Annotated in this window: 14 protein-coding genes; 11 read left to right on the forward strand and 3 right to left on the reverse strand. The window is 64.4% G+C overall.

Annotated features, from left to right (window positions below; genetic code table 11):
• Positions 1-12 precede the first annotated feature (12 nt).
• From EN807_RS02185 to EN807_RS02215, 7 genes are all read left to right on the forward strand, one after another.
• Positions 13-972, forward strand: a complete 960-nt coding sequence (locus EN807_RS02185) for an ABC transporter permease (RefSeq protein WP_127316981.1) — start codon at positions 13-15, stop codon at positions 970-972.
• Between the two features lie 10 nt (positions 973-982).
• Positions 983-1,807: an ABC transporter permease gene (locus tag EN807_RS02190; protein WP_127316982.1), complete on the forward strand. Its 825-nt coding sequence runs from the start codon at positions 983-985 to the stop codon at positions 1,805-1,807.
• The gene (locus EN807_RS02195) at positions 1,807-3,459 is read left to right on the forward strand and encodes an ABC transporter ATP-binding protein (RefSeq protein ID WP_189522324.1); all 1,653 of its coding nucleotides are present in this window, start codon (positions 1,807-1,809) and stop codon (positions 3,457-3,459) included. Before EN807_RS02190 ends, EN807_RS02195 begins: the two co-directional genes overlap by 1 nt.
• Before the next feature lie 7 nt (positions 3,460-3,466).
• Positions 3,467-4,306, forward strand: a complete 840-nt coding sequence (locus EN807_RS02200) for an alkaline phosphatase family protein (protein ID WP_135933711.1) — start codon at positions 3,467-3,469, stop codon at positions 4,304-4,306.
• Between the two features lie 278 nt (positions 4,307-4,584).
• Positions 4,585-5,151, forward strand: a complete 567-nt coding sequence (locus tag EN807_RS02205; RefSeq protein WP_127316985.1) for a sigma-70 family RNA polymerase sigma factor — start codon at positions 4,585-4,587, stop codon at positions 5,149-5,151.
• Positions 5,148-5,816 carry an anti-sigma factor gene (locus EN807_RS02210; protein WP_135933712.1) on the forward strand — a complete coding sequence of 223 codons (669 nt, stop codon included), beginning with the start codon at positions 5,148-5,150 and terminating at the stop codon, positions 5,814-5,816. Before EN807_RS02205 ends, EN807_RS02210 begins: the two co-directional genes overlap by 4 nt.
• A complete protein-coding gene (locus EN807_RS02215; RefSeq protein ID WP_135933713.1) occupies positions 5,806-7,278 on the forward strand; it encodes a S8 family serine peptidase in 1,473 nt (490 codons plus the stop codon). The genes EN807_RS02210 and EN807_RS02215 overlap by 11 nt, the downstream gene beginning before the upstream one ends.
• A 274-nt stretch (positions 7,279-7,552) precedes the next feature.
• On the opposite strand, the gene EN807_RS02220 is transcribed toward EN807_RS02215, so the two are convergent.
• Positions 7,553-8,506: an alpha/beta hydrolase gene (locus EN807_RS02220; RefSeq protein ID WP_135933714.1), complete on the reverse strand. Its 954-nt coding sequence runs from the start codon at positions 8,504-8,506 to the stop codon at positions 7,553-7,555.
• A gap of 109 nt (positions 8,507-8,615) precedes the next feature.
• The gene (locus EN807_RS02225) at positions 8,616-9,458 is read right to left on the reverse strand and encodes a CPBP family intramembrane glutamic endopeptidase (protein WP_135933715.1); all 843 of its coding nucleotides are present in this window, start codon (positions 9,456-9,458) and stop codon (positions 8,616-8,618) included.
• Between the two features lie 206 nt (positions 9,459-9,664).
• On the opposite strand from EN807_RS02225, the gene EN807_RS02230 reads away from it, so the two are divergent.
• From EN807_RS02230 to EN807_RS02240, 3 genes are all read left to right on the forward strand, one after another.
• Positions 9,665-10,459 carry a CPBP family glutamic-type intramembrane protease gene (locus tag EN807_RS02230; RefSeq protein ID WP_135933716.1) on the forward strand — a complete coding sequence of 265 codons (795 nt, stop codon included), beginning with the start codon at positions 9,665-9,667 and terminating at the stop codon, positions 10,457-10,459.
• Positions 10,460-10,559: 100 nt separating this feature from the next.
• Complete coding sequence (locus EN807_RS02235) at positions 10,560-11,573, forward strand: Tat pathway signal protein (RefSeq protein WP_246684002.1); 1,014 nt, start codon at positions 10,560-10,562, stop codon at positions 11,571-11,573.
• Positions 11,570-11,947, forward strand: coding sequence for a hypothetical protein (locus EN807_RS02240; RefSeq protein WP_065006780.1), 378 nt, complete (start codon positions 11,570-11,572; stop codon positions 11,945-11,947). The genes EN807_RS02235 and EN807_RS02240 overlap by 4 nt, the downstream gene beginning before the upstream one ends.
• A 199-nt stretch (positions 11,948-12,146) precedes the next feature.
• Here EN807_RS02240 and EN807_RS02245 read toward each other — a convergent pair whose 3' ends face one another.
• On the reverse strand, positions 12,147-13,169 hold the full coding sequence (locus EN807_RS02245) for a substrate-binding domain-containing protein (RefSeq protein WP_135933717.1): 1,023 nt from the start codon (positions 13,167-13,169) through the stop codon (positions 12,147-12,149).
• 363 nt (positions 13,170-13,532) lie between these two features.
• Here EN807_RS02245 and EN807_RS02250 point away from each other — a divergent pair, with 363 nt between their 5' ends.
• Positions 13,533-14,888 carry an ABC transporter substrate-binding protein gene (locus tag EN807_RS02250; protein ID WP_135933718.1) on the forward strand — a complete coding sequence of 452 codons (1,356 nt, stop codon included), beginning with the start codon at positions 13,533-13,535 and terminating at the stop codon, positions 14,886-14,888.
• Positions 14,889-14,996 lie beyond the last annotated feature (108 nt).

A 14,996-nucleotide genomic window follows, 5' to 3' on the forward strand; every position in this document is an offset into this window, starting at 1 on the left:
GGCCTTGCGGATATGTCCTCACCCATCGTGAAACTGGTGGCCCAGCGCATTGCGCTGGGCATCCTCTTGCTGTTGGCCGTATCGGTCCTGATCTTCGCCGGCACCCAAATCCTGCCCGGCGATGTCGCGCAAGCCATCCTTGGGCAGTCGGCGACACCGGAATCGCTCGCCAATCTGCGCGAGCAACTCGGCCTCAACGATCCCGCCTTTATCCGCTATTTCCGCTGGCTCGGCGGCGTCGTGACCGGCGACCTCGGCACGGCGATGTCGAGCGGTCAGGATATTGCGACGTCGATCCAGGGGCGGTTATGGAACACGCTGTTCCTCGCCTTCTGGGCGGCGGTCGTGGCCGTGCCGCTGGCGATCATCCTCGGCCTGATTGCAGTGCGCTACCGCAATGGCTGGGTCGACAAGCTGATCTCCGGATTGGCGCTTGCCTCGACGTCGTTTCCCGAATTCTTCATCGGCTACGTGCTGGTTTATTTCTTTGCCGTGAAATACCAGATCTTCCCCGGCATTTCGACCGTCTATGACGGAATGCCTTTCGGCGAGCGCATGCAGGCGATCATGCTGCCGGCGGCGGCACTGACGCTGGTGGTGCTCGCCCACATGATGCGCATGACGCGCGCCGCGATCCTCAATGTCATGCAGTCGGCTTATGTGGAAACCGCCGAGCTCAAGGGGCTTTCGGCATTTTCCGTCATCCGCAGGCATGCCTTCCCCAATGCGATTGCGCCGATCATCAACGTTGTCATGCTCAACCTCGCCTATCTGATCGTCGGCGTCGTCGTGGTCGAAGTGATCTTCGTCTATCCGGGCATGGGGCAATACCTCGTCGACCATGTCACCAAGCGCGACGTGCCGGTGGTGCAGGCGGTCGGCCTGATCTTCGCCGCCGTCTACATCAGCCTGAACATCATTGCGGACATAGCGGCGATCGTCGCCAATCCGCGTCTCAGACATCCGAAATAGGGGAGCGGGCATGCTCGACATAAAACGCATCCCCATCCCTGCGCTGATCGGCCTGCTGCTGACGGCACTGTTCGTGCTGGCAGCGATCTTCGCGCCCTGGATCGCGCCGTACGGCAATGGCGAGATCGTCGGCGACGTCTGGGGACCGATGTCGGCGACACATTGGCTGGGCACCGACAATCTCGGCCGCGACCTCCTTTCGCGCATGATCTACGGCGCCCGCGTCACGCTGTTCATCGCGGTGCTGGCCACCGCGCTGTCCTTCTCGCTTGGCGCCATCCTCGGCTTCTCCGCGGCGGTTTTCGGCGGCTGGTTCGACACGCTTATGTCGCGTCTCGTCGATCTCCTGATGTCGATCCCGACGCTGATCATGGGCCTCGTCGTGCTGTCGGTGCTGCCAACCAATCTGGTGACGCTAATCTTGGTCATGGGTATCCTGGACTCGACCCGCGTCTACCGCCTGTCGCGAGCGGTCGCCGTCGACATAAACGTCATGGATTTCGTCGAGGCGGCCAAGCTGCGCGGCGAAGGCAGCATGTGGATCATCTTCCGCGAGATCCTGCCCAATGCGTTGTCGCCGCTGGTTTCGGAACTCGGCCTGCGCTTCATCTATGCGGTGCTGTTCCTGTCGACGCTGTCCTTCCTCGGCCTTGGCGTGCAACCGCCTAGCGCCGATTGGGGCGGCATGGTCAAGGAAAACAAGGACGGCATCGTCTTCGGCATAGCGGCGGCACTCATCCCTGCGGCGGCGATCGCGATGCTGGCGATTTCCGTCAACCTTGTCGCCGACTGGGTGCTCAACCGCACGACAAGCCTCAAGGGAGGGCGCGGGTAGTGGCCGACCAGCGACCAAAGTCCATGCTGCTCGACATCCGCAATCTGCGCATCGAGGCCACGGTGTTCCCGCCGGGTGAGGCGCCCAAGAATATCGTGCTTGTCCACGACGTCTCGCTGACGCTCGAGAAGGGCAAGGTGCTCGGCCTGATCGGCGAGTCCGGCGCCGGCAAGTCGACCATCGGCCTGGCGTCGATGGGCTATGGCCGCGGCGGCGTGCGTATCACCGGCGGCGAGGTCATCCTCAACGGCCGCGACATCCTCAAGGGCGGCAAGGAGGGCTTTCGCAAGCTGCGCGGCCGCGAGGTCTGCTATGTCGCGCAATCGGCTGCCGCCGCCTTCAACCCGGCGCACAGACTGATGGACCAGGTGGTCGAGGCGACGCTGCTGCATGGCACGGCGACACGGGCGGCGGCCGAAAAACGCGCCATCGCGCTGTTCAAGAAGCTCAGCCTGCCGAACCCCGAAAGCATCGGTGAGCGCTTTCCGCACCAGGTGTCGGGCGGCCAGCTGCAGCGCGTGATGACGGCGATGGCGCTGTGCTCCGAGCCCGACCTGATCGTCTTCGACGAGCCGACCACGGCGCTCGACGTGACGACGCAGATCGACGTGCTGGCGGCGATCAAGGACGCCATCCGCGACACCCATGTCGCGGCGCTCTACATCACCCACGACCTCGCCGTAGTCGCCCAGGTCTCGGACGAGATCATGGTGCTGCGTCACGGCCGGCTGGTCGAATGGGGCGGCACCCGCCAGATCATCAAGGAACCGCGCCAGGAATACACCAATGCGCTGGTCTCGGTGCATGAGATCGAGCACCAGGAGCAGAGGCCCGGCACGACGCCGTTCCTGTCTGTCAAGAACATCACCGCCGCCTATGGCCGCAGCCATATCAAGGTGCTGAAGAACGTCTCGGTCGACATCTATCCGGGCCAGACGCTGGCTGTCGTCGGCGAGTCCGGTTCGGGCAAGTCGACACTGGCGCGCGCCATCACCGGCCTTCTGCCGCCCGAAGAGGGCACCGTCACCTTCGATGGACGTCCGCTCGCCAACCGGCTCGCCGACCGGCCCAAGGAGGATCTGCGGCAATTGCAGATGATCTACCAGATGGCCGACGTGGCGATGAACCCACGCCAGACCGTCGGCACCATCATCGGCCGGCCGCTCGAATTCTATTTCGGTCTGCGTGGAAGACAGCGTGACGCCCGCGTCGCCGAGCTGCTCGACAAAATCGAGATGGGCAAGGGTTTCATCGACCGCTACCCGGCCGAGCTTTCCGGGGGGCAGAAGCAGCGCGTCTGCATCGCCCGCTCGCTCGCCGCCAAGCCGAAGCTGATCATCTGCGACGAGGTGACCTCGGCGCTCGACCCGCTGGTGGCCAACGGCATCCTGAAGCTGCTGCTCGAGCTGCAGAAAGAGGAAAACGTCGCCTATCTGTTCATCACCCACGACCTCGCCACGGTGAAGTCGATCGCCGATTCGATCGCGGTGATGTATCGCGGCGAGGTGGTGCGCTACGGCGCTAAGAGCCAGGTGCTGGCGCCGCCCTTCGATGCCTACACCGACCTTCTCTTGTCCTCGGTCCCCGAAATGGAGATCGGCTGGCTGGAAAAGGCGATCAAGGGACGGCGCATGGCCAGCGCGGGGAACTAGCACCCCGGTGGCGCTGACGACAAAACTTCTGCTGATCATCCTCGACGGCGTGCCTTACCGCAACTGGCGCCGGCTGATGGGCAATCTCGAAGGCTGGGTGCAATCGGGCGAAGCGCGCATCTGGAAGATGCGTTCCGTGCTGCCGTCGACCTCGGCCTGCTGCTATGCCTCGATCCACACCGGCGTGGCGCCGCAGGTGCATGGTATCCTGACCAACGAGAACCGGTTTCGCGTCGAGCAACCGGATATCTTCTCCGAGGTGAGCAAGGCCGGTGGCAAGACCGGCGCGGTCACCCATTCCTACTGGTCCGAATTCTTCCGGGCCTATCCTTTCGATCTGGTCGAGGATATGGAATTCGACGAGCCGGGCGGGCCGATCACGTATGGCCGTTTCCACACGATGACCGGCTACAACGCCCGCAACCAGATGACGCCGAGCGACATCGACCTGTTCGCGACGCTGACCATGCTGACCAGGCGCCACGGCATCGACTACGGCATCCTGCATACCTGCACACTGGACTCGATGGGCCACCGCTTCGGCCACGACTGCCACGAGATGGACCATGCCGTTTATGCGATGGACGGCATGCTGGCCACCTTCCTGCCGCGCTGGCGGGAAGCCGGCTACGAGGTGATCGTCACCGCCGATCACGGCCAGACCGATCGCGGCCATCATGGCGGCCATGACAACGAGATGCAGGATTTTGCTCTGTATTATTTCGGACAGGGCAAGGGTCCGGAGGCCGATACGCTGCTCGATCAGCTGCAGCTTGCGCCGACGGTGCTTGCGCGCCTTGGCGTGCCGGTCCCCGCGACAATGAAGGCACGGCCGTTTTTGAGCTGATGGAGGCGACCACCAACGTTCGCGTCCCCTCTCCCCGTCGCTTACGGGGAGAGGGTAAGGGTGAGGGGCAGCGCGAACGCTCAGTGTGAACAGCGAGCGCTGGCGCCGCCCCTCATCCCCCTGCCGGGACCTTCTCCCCGTATAGAGACGGAGAGAAGGAGATCTCTGGCAACGTGGCCGCTCTTCGGCTAGCTTTCAGAGAATCCGGGCGGAAAGCGGTGAACCTTTTTGGGCCGATCGGCGACAGAGCAGACAGGAGCCAGGCGGCTCGACCGGCCATGATGGCAGCGACGGAGACCGATCGCGCGCTTGTCGGCCGGGTCGCGCAGGGCGACCGTGCCGCCGTGCGGCTCCTGTTCATGCGCCACCACGCGCGGGTCTATCGCTTCGTGGTGCGCCAGACGGGATCGGAAATGATGGCCGACGATATCGCCAACGAGGTGTTTCTCGAACTCTGGCGCCAGGCGCCCGGCTTTGAGGGTCGCTCGGAAGTCTCGACATGGCTGCTCGGCATCGCCCGCTTCAAGGCGCTGTCGTCGCTGCGCAAGAAAAAGGAAGACTGGATCGACGACGATGACGCGGCCCAGATCGCCGACGGCGCCGACACGCCGGAAGTCGTCACCATGAAGGAAGACAAGGGCGCCGCCTTGCGGCGCTTTGTCGATGCCTTGCCGGAAGAGCACCGCACGGTGATCGACCTTGCCTATTACCATGGACAGTCGGTGAGCGAGATCGGCGAGGTGCTCGGCATTCCGGTCGCCACCGTCAAGACCAGGATGTTCTACGCCCGCAAGAAACTCGGCGAGGCCCTCAAGGCCGCCGGTTACGACAGGGGGTGGCCATGAGCGCCGCTGAAAAGATGTCGCGCCGCGATGAAATGGAAACGCTGCTGCCGTTTTATCTGAACGGCTCGCTTGAAGGTGCGGAGCTCGAAGCCGTCGAGGAATGGCTGGCGACCGACCCGGCAGCGCTTGCCGCACTCGGCGAGGCCGAAGCCGAATTCTCCAGCACCGCTGCATCCAATGAGGCGATCCGTCCGCCGACCGATGCGCTCAGCCGCTTCGCCCGGGCGCTCGACGCCGAGGCCGGCCCGGTGCGCGCGCCGGCGGCATCCTCCTGGCTGGCGCAGATGTGGGGCCGCTTCACCGCGGTGCCGGCCGGTTTCGCCTGGGCTGCAGCCGCGGCTCTGCTGGCGCTTGTTGTCGTGCAGTCGTTTGAGCAGCCCGGCGGCATGGACAGCGATTTCGAAATTGCCGGCCAGCAAGGCGATCTGGCGAAAATGCCGTTCGCGCTGGTGAAGTTCAAGCTGGATGCGAAGATGGCCGACATTGTCGCTTTTCTTGGCGAACACCAGCTGAAGATTGCCGGCGGGCCGACCGCCGACGGCGTGTTCCGCCTTGGCATCCCGGCCACGACTGCAGCAGACTATGAAAAAGTGCTCGGCCTTGTTGCCGCCCAGCCTTTTGCGGAGGCTGTGGTCGAGGGAAGGAAACCGGTCGATGGTGGCTAGGGCGGTCGTCCGATTTGCGGCGCTCCTGGTGGCGGCGGCAACAATCGCCGCAGCGCCTGCCTTGGCGCAGACAAATGACCCGAACCTCACGCAGACGGAAATCGACTGCCTCAACCGAGGGACGGCGGCGGCCGACTGCGTCGACGACGACACAAAGGATGGCGGCGGCGAAAAGCCTGGCGCCGGCCCCACAGGTGCTGTCTTTCTTCCCGCGCTGATCGTCGACCTGTTCCCCAATCCGGTCGGCGGCGGCCAGGCTCCGCTGCCGACGCCCGATCCGCGCCGCGATCCGGCCAGCGGTGCGCTGCCGCAGCCGGTCCCGCCCGCCGGTGCGACAGCGATACAAGCCGCGGCAGCGGGCGGGCCGATCGTTTCGCCCACCGATCTCGTCGCGGCCGAGCCGCCGCGCGCCGTCATCGGTGATTTCGTGCCCGACGAGGTGCTGGTGACGGTGGTTGGCGATGCCGTCCAGCAGATCGCAGCTTCCTTTGGCCTCGAGGTGCGCTCGCAGCGCCAGTCTCAGCTGCTTGGCACCACGCTGGTGCGCTTCGGTATTCCCGATGGCCGGCCGGTCGGCGTCGTGCTGGCGCAGCTTGCCGCCGACGGCCGCACCTTGCGGCGCGAGCCCAACCATATCTACGCGCTGCAGCAGGCAGCCACCGTCGTCAATTATGCCTTCGAACGCATCGCGCTCGATTCGAGAGAGGCCAGTGGCGAGAATGTACGCATCGCCGTCATCGATACCGCCATCGACGATACCAATCCGGCGCTGTCCGGCGTCATCGCCGATCAGTTCGACGCCATGCCCGACGTGCCGATCGAGGCGCGCGATCACGGCACCTCGATCGACGGCCTGATCGCCGGCGTCGGCGCACTCAAAGGCATGGCGCCGGGCGCCAGGATCTATCACGCCCGCGCCTTCGAGGGCGGCAAATCGACCATGGACATCATCCTGGCGGCGCTCGACTGGGCGGCGGAGCAGGATGTCCGCATCATCAATATGAGCTTCGTCGGCCCGAAGAACGATCTGCTCGGCGTCGCCTGCCGCAATGCCCGGGCGCTCGGCATCGTGCTGGTCGCCGCCGCCGGCAACAATGGACCGAAGGCGCCCTACGGCTACCCGGCCGCCTTCGACGGCGTCATCGCGGTGACCGCCACCGATGCCAAGGACGGGCTGATGCAGCAGGCCAATCGCGGCGCCTACGTCTTCCTCTCCGCTCCCGGCGTCGAGATGGTGGCGCCGAGCGGCGCCGGTTCGGATGTGGTCACCGGCACCTCGTTTGCCGCAGCCATCGTGACCGGCGCCATCGCCAACCTGTTGCATGCTGCGCCGGACCGTTCCGCCGACTGGGTCGAGAAGGCGCTGGCCGCCACCGCCAGGGATCTCGGCCCCAAGGGACGGGACAATGATTTCGGCTATGGCCTGTTGGACACAAAGGCGGCCGAGGCAGCGAAGGAATAGGCGTAGGCTTAAACGCTTCTGCTTTTATGCATGTCGAAACTCAATCAACTGGCTGCCGCCAACGACCGAAATGGGTGGAACTTTGTCGTTCGCCCGATCCGCCTCAACGGGCAGGGTGCCCAATTAGCGGTCCTTCGCACATCGCGTCTGACAATCAAACACATCCAGGTGCGGCTGATCCGGGAAACTTCCACCGAAGGTCTCGGAATGCGCTCGGGACGGCAGACAAGCTGGTCGCCAGTCATGAGGGATCCCCCTGCAACATTCACATCGGTCAATACCTCCGCATGAAAGACGCGACGGAGCGCCAGACTTGTTCGCTGTGACCGACGAGGAGATGGCCGCCTCGCGGGTACAGGAGCAGTTTTCCGGCTGGGACATTCGCTACCACATAGCGGGCGGAGGCCGCGGTTCCGTAAAGATCGTCCTCGGCGCTGATGGCCAGCACGGGACAGGCGATCTTCTCCAACTCCATCGGCGGCGGATTGCCGGCCGTGCGGGAATCGAACAAGAGCCCCTCGGCCCGCCGGCTCACCGGCAGGACGTGTTTAAGAGCGGCGCGCACGCGCGCCTGTTCCTTTTGGCTGGCGGCATGGACCAGAGCCGGCTCTGTGGCGAGAATGAGGCGCGTCATCGCATCAGGCGCAAGCCGGATGGCGCTCCAGAAAAGGAAATCGGAGCGCAACGCGGTCATCATGACGGTCTCCGCGAAACGGCTTTCGGCCCCCGACTCGTTCGGCCGCCGGTCGGGCGCATAGGATGCGGGAACGAGAAGCACCAGCGCCTCGCAGCGCTCGGGGTGCCGGATCGCGAATTGCATCGCCGACAGCGCACCCGCCGACCCGCCGAAGACGACAACTTTGTCGAGACCCAGATGGTCCAGGAGATCGACAAAGGCGTCCGCCTGCTGTTCCAGCGTGAAGTCCGCGGGGGCCGGCGTGCGCAGATAGCCGAAGCGCGAGGGCGCGATCAGGCGAAAGCCATGGTCCGCGAGGGGGCCGACAAACTCCAGCCCCTGATCGAAGCCGCCGCCGCTGCCATGGATGGCGAGGACCGGATGGCCGTTGCCAAGGGAGGCATACTCTATGGATCCGAAGGACGTTTCGACCAACTGGCTTCGCCCCAGCAGGCGAGCCTCGAGCTCCCTCATGTCGCGGTCGAACAGGAACCAGATCGCCGCCGCAGACGCGACCAGCACGATCAAGAGGGCCAGGAGCAGGCTGCGCATTCGATGTGACCCCGACGGCAAGAACAAGGCGCGGCTCACCGGCTCGCAACAGCGACCGGCGGCACCCGCCGAAGCGTAGCCTGCTTGATTCGACGCGACGCGCCTTGATCTACCGCAACGGTTTGTCGCTTCCGGGAATCACATCGGTCGCCGCTCCTGCGCGGCTGAACATCCGCTTGCGGTCGATCCACACGACAGCCGCGGCGACGGCGGCGAAGAGATACATATCCCAGGGCCGCCCGTCCGGCCAAAGGGGATTGTTGAGCTGGAAGTGGAACAGCGCGGCGAGCAGGATGGAGCCCCGTGCGGCATTGAACATTGCCGTGAGGATGAGGCTGACGGCGACGGAGCCTATGAGGAAGGGCATGAAGCTCCACTCGCTCTGCACCAGCCCCGACAGATAAAATGCCGGCAGGTGCCAGACGCCCCAGATCAGCCCGAGGACGAGTCCGGCCCGGACCGGCGCCATCCTGCGCTGGAGGAGCGGCTGGGCAAATCCACGCCAGCCGAATTCCTCCGCCGGGCCGAGGACCAGCATGAAGGCGGTTGCCGCCAACAACGGGCCCGCCTCCGGCAGGCTTCCGGCCCAGCCCGCCAGCGTGCCGCCCAGGGCCGCGCCAAGGAAAGAGACGGCTGGAATGCCGAGGAGGAGAAAGGCCCACCAACCCGCCGCCATTCGCCACAGCAACAGGCGCGAAAGAAACGCCTTCAGCCCGGCTATCCCGCCGTGGTGGAGCACCAGAACCACCGCCGCGATGGCCGGGGCGTAGACGGCCAGGATGAACAACGGATGGCTGCCGCTAACCGGACCGAAGTTAGCTTCGATCCGGTCGGGCATGGCCAGGTAGAGCCCCATCAGCCCCCAGGCCATTCCAAAGGTGATCAGCAGGAACGGCAGGATGGCGCTCGCATCCTGACTGGCTGCCGCGCGACGGGATGCGGCGTGGGACATGGCATGCTCCGCAGATCGATCGCCGACAATCTACCTGTCCGTTTTCCCGAGGCCATTGACCTGGCTCAACTGCGCGTATCCCGACCGGGCGGGAAGCCAGACGGCAGCGCGGAGTCCGGCTGTCTGTGGGTCTTGATGGAAATCAACGCAAGGCCGCTCATCCATTGATAGTCACTGGCGGCAGTTGTTCAGCCGGGAGACTCGGAATGCCGGTCAAGGTGCGAAACGCAATAATCCTGGCGCTTGCCTTCTATGTCGTCTGGACGGCCGCGACCTTCTTTCTCGAAGGGCGTATCCAAACGCTGCTGAGGCCCGAGGCCGTTTTTGACCGGCTCGCCTATGTGGTGGTCGCCAATCTTGCGATCGGCATCGTAGGCGCGCTTCTCATGCTGAGGTTCGTGATCTCCTCCGGCGGCGTGAACCAGGAGCATACGGGTTTCGGTCGGCGCTCACCTTCGATTCCGTGGATCGCGATGGGCGCTGCCCTTGGGCTCGGCCTTTATTTCATTCAGGGAGCGCCTTCCACGAACCCGATGGTGATCCTCAACGCCTATGCCCAGGTGTTTGTCGTTTCCGTCGCCGAGGTGCTCGTGTGCTGGGCACTGGTGGGCGGCGTTCTCAAGGGGGTTTTCGGCGGCTCCCGCTGGGTCGCTGCTGCAGGTGCCGCGGTGGTCGCAAGCTTGCTCTTCGGTGTCTACCACTTCGCCCACAGTCCTCCGTTCGACACGATCGGCATGGTCGTGCTTCTCACAGTTGTGGGCCTCGCGACGAGCGCGTTCTTCTTCGCCTCGCGAGATGTCTACGCGACCATTGCCTTCCACAATTTCCTGGGCGTCTACGGTGTCGTGCAGGCGCTTGCTGCAGCCGATAAGCTCGGCGGCTATGCAGTCCCGCAGGTGCCGCTTCTTGCCACAGCGATCTTCTCGCTCCTCATCCTGGTCGCCGCCGACGCGCTGATTGTCCGCCGGTTGCAACTGCCGCAGGCGGGTGCTCTCCGGTGACGGCGTCGGTCAACCATAGCCAAATGGGGGCTCCATGATTTCGCGCCGATCTATCCTGATTGCCGGGGGAGCTGCCGCAATTGCCGGAGGAGGCGCTCTCATGCTGAACCGAGGACCTGATTACGACGCCGCCACCGCTGCGCTTTGGTCACACCGAGACCCGGCCGAGTTCATGGGGCTCGTGCACTACACCACACTCGCCGCCAACAGCCACAATGCGCAGGCTTGGCGCTTCCGCCGGACGACCGAGGGGGTTGCGATCCTACCCGACATGGCACGCGCCCTGCCAGTGGCCGATTCCGATCACCACCACCTCTACGCTTCGCTGGGTTGCGCAGCAGAGAACCTGATGCTGGCGGCGGGCGCTGCGGGGCGGTCCTCGGCGATGGAATTCGCTACCGATGGCGAGGCGCGCATCGAGATCGCGCTCGGGCAGGTGGGAAACCGCGACGGGCTGTTCGACGCGATCCTCGAACGCCAGTGCACGCGGTCGGATTTCAGCGGGCGCCCGGTACCCCGCAGCGATCTCAGCGCAATGCAAGTTGCGGCGCGCGTTGCCGGGTGCGAATTGCTGCTGATCGAGGATCGCGCGAAGATCGAACAGGTTCTGGAACTGATCCTTGCAGCAAACGCTACCCAAGTCTCGGACCCGGCCTTTGCCGAGGAGCTGGGATCCTGGTTGCGCTTTAACGCCCGCGCGGCAATCGAGATGGGTGACGGGCTCTATTCCGGCTGCTCGGGAAACCCGTCGCTGCCGACCTTCCTCGGCCGGATCATGTTCGGTGTTTTCTTCAAACCCGATGCGGAGAACGACCGGTACGCAAGACAGGTACGGTCGAGCAGCGGGCTTGCCGTGTTCGTTTCGGAGCGCGACGATCCCGCACACTGGGTTCGGGCGGGGCGCAGCTACCAGCGATTTGCCTTGCAGGCGACCGCTCTCGGCATCCGGCACGCGCATCTGAACCAGCCGGTCGAAGTGCCGTCTGTCCGCCGGGAACTGCAGTCCCTTCTCGGGCTTGGCAACCGCCGGCCCGATCTCGTGCTGCGATTCGGCTACGCGCAGCCGATGCCGCGCTCGCTGCGGCGTCCTGTTCGGTCGGTGATCGCCCCATGAGGGCCATTCGTCTCGGCGCGCTCTACTTCGCCTCTGTCTTCGCAGTCGGCTTCGCGCTCGGCACGATCCGCATGCTGGTCCTGGTTCCGCAGCTGGATGAACTCGGCGCCGTGGCGGTCGAGCTGCCGGTGATCCTGACCGCCGCATGGATCATCTGCGGTTGGCTGCTCCGTGGCCGCAAACTATCGCTATCCGAAGCCGCGGGCACGGGCGCGGTGGCCTTCGTGCTGCTGATGCTGACCGAAGCGGCGCTATCGGTGGTGCTTTCGGGGCGCACGGTCATCGGGCATATGGCGCTCTATGCGGAGCCCGCCCATCTGCTCGGCCTTGCTGGACAGATCGCTTTTGCGCTTTTCCCTGTGATACGCAGCTGACAGTGCGGCCTCGAATACCAGTGGCCGGAAGGGAGCTCGCGGAGGCCCGCGAAACGCCATGGCGGTGAGGTCCGCTATCTGGAAGCAAATAAGAGCCCGGAATGTCCGACTTTGGGTCGTAAGGCGTGAGTTCGGCCAAAGCCAGCGAACTTCCGCAGAGGGTCGAACTCCGTCGTTCAGAGCGATTAGGATTTGACCCTTACGTCGGCGCGCCGGCGACCGATCCCCTTACCACCAGATCGACCGGCCAGACTTCGCCGCGGGCGCCCTCCTCCAATCCGGAAATCCGCGCCGCCAGCCGCTCGGCGACGCGCGCGCCGGCCAAACGGATCGACGAACGCGTCGTCGACAACGGCACCGAAAAATTCTCCGGCTTCAGCCAGGGGAAAACGTCGTCATGGGCGATCAGCGACAGGTCGCCGGGGATGGTCAGGCCGAGATCGCGCGCCGCGCGCACGACGCCTAGCGCCATGATCAGGCTGGAGCAGGCGATCGCCGTCGGCGCATCGCTCCGCTCGAGCAGCCGTCTGGCGGCGCGGTAGCCGTTCTCCTCGGTCATGGCGAGGGAACAGACATGGCCTTCGCCAAGCGCCAGACCGCTCGCCGCCAGCGCCCGGCGCACGCCACGCTCGCGGTGAATGGCGAAGGTCTCGCGGTCGTCACCGTTGATCAGCGCCAGCCGCCGGTGACCGAGTTGGACGAGTAGCCGTGTCGCTTCGTGGAAGGCGCCCTCATTGTCGATGTCGGTGAAGGGGTAGTCGAAATCCAGGCCCTCGCTGCGGCCATGGACGATGAAGGGGATGCCGAGCGTGCTGACCAGCGCCACTCGCCGGTCGGCCGGCCTCGGCGAGGAGATGTAGACGGCGTCGACCTGCCGGTTGGCGACGATACGCCGGTAGGTCGTCTCCTGGTCGTCGGCATCGGCCGGTGACAGAACCAGGTCGAGTTCGTGCGAACGGGCGTAGTCGCCGAGACCCGACAGGAATTCGACGAAATGCGGGTCGATGTCGACGGTTGTCCCGGTCGGCAAGACATAACCGATCATCCCGGTCTTGCCGGTCGCCAGCCGGCGCGCGCTCGGGTTGGGGCGGTAGCCGTGGCGCTTGGCGGCGTCGATCACCCGCCGGCGCGTTTCCTCGTTGACTTCCGGGTAGCCGTTGAGCGCACGGCTTACCGTTGTCTGCGAAAGCGCCAGCATGTGGGAAAGCTGTTTGAGGTTCACCGGAGGCCTCCAAGCCTCAAAGCGCTTTTAACAATGGATTGTCGGCCCCGCCACGGCAGCGCTGCTGCATCTAAGACCATAAGCACTGTTTCTGACCGGTTTGAAGCAAAATTTGCTGCTGCAGCGCCAAAAAACCATACTGCATCGCAATTTAGTTGCTCCTTATGTCGGCAGAATTAAATCGATTAGCTTATCTCCCTCTTGACTCCTGATCCATTCAGTGGCGTGATCGAAATGACCAAAGCGCTTTGGAAGGCTCTTCGAAAGGTTGCGGTTCCTTTCCGACTGAGTCACAGTCCTGCGGCGTCGGCGGACGGAATGGAGGTTCCGTCCGGTGTTTGTCACCACTGGGAGGGAATACCTATGACGAAAATGCTTCTGCTGAGCGCCGCTTTTGTCACGCTCGCCCTGGGCGCACCGGCGCAAGCCGAACTGAAGTTCAAGCCGGGTGAGGACCCCCGCTTCAACTGGGCGAACTACGAAGAGCTCAAGAAGGTCGACCTCAAGGGCGAGACGCTATCGATCTTCGGGCCATGGCGCGGCGAGGACGAGGGCCTTGTGCGCACCGTTCTCGACTATTTCTCGGAGGCCACCGGCGCTGAGATCAAATACTCGTCGTCGGAAAATTACGAGCAGCAGATCGTCATCGACACGCAGGCCGGCAGCCCGCCCAACATCGCGGTGCTGCCGCAGCCGGGCCTGATCCAGGATCTGGCGTCCAAGGGCCTGCTGACGCCGCTCGGCGACGACACCGCCAACTGGATCAAGGACAATTACGGCGCCGGCCAGTCATGGGTCGATCTCGGCACCTTCAACGACAAGGACGGCAAGCCGGGCTTCTTCGCCTTCCCCTACAAGGCCGACGTGAAATCGCTGGTCTGGTACTCGCCGGACAATTTCGAGGAAGCCGATTACGAGGTGCCGAAGACGCAGGAAGAGCTCGCCGAGCTTGAAAAGAAGATCATCGCCGACGGCGGCACGCCATGGTGCATCGGGCTCGGTTCGGGCGGCGCCACCGGCTGGCCGGCGACCGACTGGGTCGAGGACATCATGCTGCGCACGCAGACGCCCGAGACCTACGACAAGTGGGTGAAGAACGAGATCCCATTCAGCGATCCCGCGGTGGTCAACGCCATCGACATTTTCGGCAAGATCGCGACCGACGACAAGATGGTCGACGGCGGCGCCAAGGCGGTGGCGGCGACCGACTTCCGCGACAGCCCGAAAGGCCTGTTCTCGGTGCCGCCGAAATGCTATTTGCACCATCAGGCGTCGTTCATCCCGACCTTCTTCCCGGAAGGCACTGAGATCGGCCAGGACGCCGACTTCTTCTACTTCCCACCTTATGCTTCCAAGCCCGACCTCGGCACCCCGGTGCTCGGCGCCGGCACGCTGGCCATGATCACCAAGGATAGCAAGAGTGCCCGCGCGTTCATCGAATTCCTGAAGATGCCGCTCGCCCATGAGATCTGGATGGCCCAAGGCGGCTTCGTGACGCCATTCAAGTCGGTCAACAAGGACGCCTATGCCAGCGACGCGCTGAAGAAGCAGGGCGAAATCCTTGCCGAAGCCTCGACCTTCCGCTTCGACGGGTCCGACCTTATGCCGGGCAAGATCGGCGCCGGCGCCTTCTGGACCGGCATGATCGATCTCGTCGGCGGCAAGTCCGCCCAGGATGTCGCCACTGACATCCAGAAGAGCTGGGACGCGATCAAGTAGGCGGTCCCAGCTGAACGTGCGGACTGCCGATCCTGAATGGATCCGGGCCTCAGTGGCCCGGATCCGACCGGCGGCCCGCGCCGCAGCAATCTTTGTTTATGAGCACAT

Origin of the sequence: Mesorhizobium sp. M5C.F.Ca.ET.164.01.1.1 (assembly GCF_004792125.1) — a bacterium.
In the GTDB taxonomy this organism is placed as follows: domain Bacteria; phylum Pseudomonadota; class Alphaproteobacteria; order Rhizobiales; family Rhizobiaceae; genus Mesorhizobium; species Mesorhizobium wenxiniae.

Bases quoted from the DNA above. Each gene is read 5' to 3' on its own strand.
- EN807_RS02240 (WP_065006780.1), top strand. From the start codon at position 11,570: ATGAGGGCCATTCGTCTCGGCGCGCTCTACTTCGCCTCTGTCTTCGCA.
- EN807_RS02230 (WP_135933716.1), top strand. From the start codon at position 9,665: ATGCCGGTCAAGGTGCGAAACGCAATAATCCTGGCGCTTGCCTTCTAT.
- EN807_RS02220 (WP_135933714.1), bottom strand. From the start codon at position 8,506: ATGCGCAGCCTGCTCCTGGCCCTCTTGATCGTGCTGGTCGCGTCTGCG.
- EN807_RS02215 (WP_135933713.1), top strand. From the start codon at position 5,806: ATGGTGGCTAGGGCGGTCGTCCGATTTGCGGCGCTCCTGGTGGCGGCG.
- EN807_RS02190 (WP_127316982.1), top strand. From the start codon at position 983: ATGCTCGACATAAAACGCATCCCCATCCCTGCGCTGATCGGCCTGCTG.
- EN807_RS02205 (WP_127316985.1), top strand. From the start codon at position 4,585: ATGATGGCAGCGACGGAGACCGATCGCGCGCTTGTCGGCCGGGTCGCG.
- EN807_RS02235 (WP_246684002.1), top strand. From the start codon at position 10,560: ATGCTGAACCGAGGACCTGATTACGACGCCGCCACCGCTGCGCTTTGG.
- EN807_RS02250 (WP_135933718.1), top strand. From the start codon at position 13,533: ATGACGAAAATGCTTCTGCTGAGCGCCGCTTTTGTCACGCTCGCCCTG.
- EN807_RS02225 (WP_135933715.1), bottom strand. From the start codon at position 9,458: ATGTCCCACGCCGCATCCCGTCGCGCGGCAGCCAGTCAGGATGCGAGC.
- EN807_RS02210 (WP_135933712.1), top strand. From the start codon at position 5,148: ATGAGCGCCGCTGAAAAGATGTCGCGCCGCGATGAAATGGAAACGCTG.
- EN807_RS02185 (WP_127316981.1), top strand. From the start codon at position 13: ATGTCCTCACCCATCGTGAAACTGGTGGCCCAGCGCATTGCGCTGGGC.